The organism is Kitasatospora putterlickiae (genome assembly GCF_039527695.1).
GTDB lineage: Bacteria > Actinomycetota > Actinomycetes > Streptomycetales > Streptomycetaceae > Kitasatospora > Kitasatospora putterlickiae.
This window is the reverse complement of sequence record NZ_BAAAKJ010000306.1, coordinates 7596-10554: the sequence shown is the minus strand read 5'-3', so window position 1 is coordinate 10554 and position 2959 is coordinate 7596. Positions and strand designations below refer to the sequence as shown.

Genomic DNA, 2959 nt, shown 5'->3' with positions numbered 1-2959 from the left:
CGACCCGCACCGGTCGTCCCGGTCCGCCCGGCGCCCGCGCTCGCGTGGCCCGCAGGATCCGCCGTCCCTGCGGTCGGAGGCGGACGAGGCCGCTCGCCCGGCGGGCGTTGTCGGTGCGGGTTCCCCGGCCATCCGAACGAGCTGAACCGAATCCGAAGCGGAGACCCTCCCCGTGCACCCCAGCATCACGGCCGCCTACCTCGCCCGCTACCGGTCCCTCGCCACCGCCCCCGACGCCGCGGGGGAACTGCTCCCGCTCACCGGTGCCCAGCGCCGGTTCCTGATCACCCGCCGCCGTGATCCGCGCGGCCGGACGGACGTCGTCCCGCTGTTCTTCGCCTTCCCGCGCGGCACCGTCGACCTGGCCCGGCTGGGTCGCGCCGCCGTCCGGCTGGCCGACCGGCACCCGGCGTTGCGCGGTGAGTTCACCGTGCGGCGCGGCACGCCGGTGCTGCGGCTGGGCGAGCCGTCCGTCGAGGTGGCCCGGGTGGTGGCCGAACCGGCGGACGCCCCAACGGCGTTGCGGCGGGCTCTGCTGGACTGGCCGGTCGACGGGCCGGTGCTGCGGCTGCTGCTGGCCGCCGCGCCGGACGACGAGGAGGAACTGCTCGCCGTCGCCCTGGACCACGCCGCCTGCGACGAGCAGTCGCTCGGCCTGGTCACCGACGGACTGGCGGTCACCTACGCCGCCGACGGCCAGGCGGCCCCCGCCACCACCCGGGGCGAAGCCGTCGAGGCCTACCGGTTCGCCGTGGAAGGCCAGTCGGCCGCCGAGGCGAACGCCGCGAGCGGGGCCGCGCGGGCCCACTGGGCCGCCCGGCTCGCCGCGCTCGGCGAGCCGCCCGGGGGAGCCCGGCCGGCCGGGGCCGCCTGGTCGACCGGCATGGTCGTCGAGCGGCTGCCCGCGGTGACCGGAGCAGCCCGCGGCGGGGTCTTCCCCGCGCTGCTGGACGCGGTGGCCGCCGCGGTGCACCGCCTCGACGGCGACGGCGATCGGGTGCTCGCGCTCGGCTACCCGTGGGGCGGCAGGCCGGCCGGGGCCGCCCCCGTCCTCGGCTGCTTCCTCAACACCCTCGTCCACCCGGCTCCGCCCGGCCCGCCGCGCGGCCTCGACGCGCTCGGCGCCGACTGGTGGGACGACCTCGACCACGCGGACACCCCGTACGACGAGGTGGTGCGCGCCGCCCGCTCGGCCGGGGCGGGCTGGTCCGGCACGCTCGACGGGCTGCTGACCTTCGAGGACCTGCACCGCCGTCCGCCGCTGGTGCTCGACGGGACCGTCGGGAGGGAGGTCCACCTGGCCGGGCGCCCGCTCGCGGCGCCGCTCGCGGTCTCCGCCTCGCACGGCGAGGACCTGCTGGTCCGGCTGGCCTGGGACCGCGAGCGCTACCCCCGGGCCGCGGCGGAGGAGGCCTTCGCGGAACTGCTCGCCACCCTGCGCCGCCACCTCGGCGCACCGGCCTGATCCCACCGGGTCCCCGGCGCCACCCCGCGCGCCCGCGCGCCCCGCCCCGTCCGCCCCGCCCCGTCCGCCCCGCCGTGCCCGCCACCGCGCCCCGGCATCGTCGATTCCGGACAACCACCCGACACCACAAGGGAGTCGCCCATGTTCGCCTTGTCCTCCTCGCAGCAGGTCGTCTGGCTGCACGAGCAACTGCTGCCCGGCAGCCGGGCCTACAACTTCACCGCCGCCCTCGACCTCTGGGGCCCGCTCGACACCGCCGCGCTGCGGGCCGGCCTCACCGCGGTGCTCACCCACCACCCCGGCCTGCGGCTCGAACTGGTCGCCCAGGCCGAGGGGTTGCCGCTCCAGCGGGTCGGCGCCCGGAGCGAGCCGAGGCTGCGCACCAGCGACCTGAGCACCGGTCCCGACCCCGAGGCCGCGTTCCGCACCCTGCTCGCCGCCGAGGCCGAGGAGCCGCTGGACACCACCGAGGCCCCGCTGCTGCGCTGGCACCTCGCCCGGATCGGCACCGACCACCACCGGCTGATCCACGTCGAGCACCACCTCGTGCACGACGGCCACTCCTTCGCGATCCTGCTGCGCGACCTGTTCACCGTCTACCGCGCGCACGTGCTCGGCACTCCGGCCGACGCCGTCACCCTGCCCGCCGCACCCTCCTACGAGGAGTACGTGAGTGCCGTCGGCGAGGCCGACCGCGAGCGCGGACTCGCCTACTGGAAGCGCGAGTTGGCGGACGCCCCGGTCGACCTCGCGCTGCCCGGCCTGGCCCGCCCCGGCGCGGTCCGCCGCCACCGCGGCGGGCAGCTGCGCCAGTCGATCGGCGCCGACCTCGCCGAGCGGCTGCGCGAGCGCGCCAAGGCCGACGGGCACACCCCGTTCTCCACCCTGCTCACGCTCTTCGCCGAATTGCTGCGCCGCCACAGCGGTCACCGCGAACTGGTGGTCGGCACCGCGGTCGGCAACCGTCCGCCCGGCTTCGAGGGCACGGTCGGGATGTTCGTCAACACCGTGCCGCTGCGCCTGCGGCTCGATCCGGCCGCGCCCGGCACCGAGGCGGTGGACGAGGTCACCGACGTGCTGTTCCGCGCCCTGCCGCACCAGGACGTGCCCGTCCAGGAGCTGACCCGCGCGCTCGGCCGGCACACCGGCGGCGCCGACAACCCGCTGTTCAGCGTGATGTTCAGCGCGCACGACGCGCCGCTGCCCGACGTCCGGGTGCCCGGCCTGGAGGTCTCGCTCCACGAGGGGTTCAACACCGGCACCACCCGCTTCGACCTCGACGTCGTGCTGCTGCCCGACGACCGCCGGGTGGTCGGCGAGAAGCACGGCGCGGCCGGGATGACCCTGGTCTGGGACTACGACGCCGACCTGTTCGACGAGCCGACCGCGACCCTGCTCTCCGAGCGGCTGCTCGACCTGCTGCGCGGCTACCTGGACGGCCCGGACGGGCCGCTCACCGCCGCCCGACTGGAGACCGTCGACAGCGTGCTCACC

2 protein-coding genes are annotated in these 2959 nt (G+C 77.0%); both read left to right on the top strand.

All coding sequences use genetic code 11. The features are described 5' to 3' along the window. Window positions 1-172: 172 nt before the first annotated feature. On the top strand, window positions 173-1465 hold the full coding sequence (locus ABD308_RS29320; protein WP_344341112.1) for a condensation domain-containing protein: 1293 nt from the start codon (window positions 173-175) through the stop codon (window positions 1463-1465). A gap of 141 nt (window positions 1466-1606) precedes the next feature. Beyond that, window positions 1607-2959: condensation domain-containing protein (locus ABD308_RS29315; protein ID WP_344341109.1), on the top strand; the 1353-nt coding region annotated here is incomplete at its 3' end.